This window comes from Rhodococcus sp. T2V (assembly GCF_029269925.1).
Classification (GTDB): Bacteria; Actinomycetota; Actinomycetes; order Mycobacteriales; family Mycobacteriaceae; genus Rhodococcus_F; species Rhodococcus_F koreensis.
On sequence record NZ_JARJBD010000418.1, the window covers coordinates 1 to 437 of the forward strand.

The window sequence follows — 437 nt, forward strand, 5'->3', positions numbered from 1 at the left end:
CGGCGGCCCGGATCACCCGCACTGCGATCTCACCGCGGTTCGCGACGAGCACCTTGGAAATACGTGCACTACTCATCGAAATGTCTTCCCTTTTCTACAGTTTCAGTAGCCTGCGTTGACCAGGACGGCAGCGGCGGCTACTTGCCGACGCAGAATGAGGGCGGGGGTGCCCCACGAATCGTCATCGGACGCGGGCGTTTCCGCCGCGGAACCGGACGAGGCGATCGCAGCGAACACTGCGAGCACCGCGGCGATGTCCGTGTCGCTCGGGTTGCCCGAGAACGTCACGGCCGGTGCCGCCGGCGACTCTTCGGCGATGCCGGAGCCCAGCGCGATCTCGTCGAGCACCTCGTCGACGACCAACTCCGCGGTCAAGGTGCCGAATGATTCGCCGACGCTCATAGCGGGATGTTCCCATGCTTCTTGGGCGGGAGGGT

The 437-nt window shown here is 65.2% G+C and carries 2 protein-coding genes; both read right to left on the bottom strand.

Translation table 11 applies throughout. The features are described 5' to 3' along the window. Nucleotides 1-76: biotin carboxylase N-terminal domain-containing protein (locus P3H15_RS56050; RefSeq protein WP_369426244.1), on the bottom strand; the 76-nt coding region annotated here is incomplete at its 3' end. A gap of 26 nt (nt 77-102) precedes the next feature. Further along, nucleotides 103-437: acyl-CoA carboxylase epsilon subunit (locus P3H15_RS54655; RefSeq protein ID WP_276144910.1), on the bottom strand; the 335-nt coding region annotated here is incomplete at its 5' end.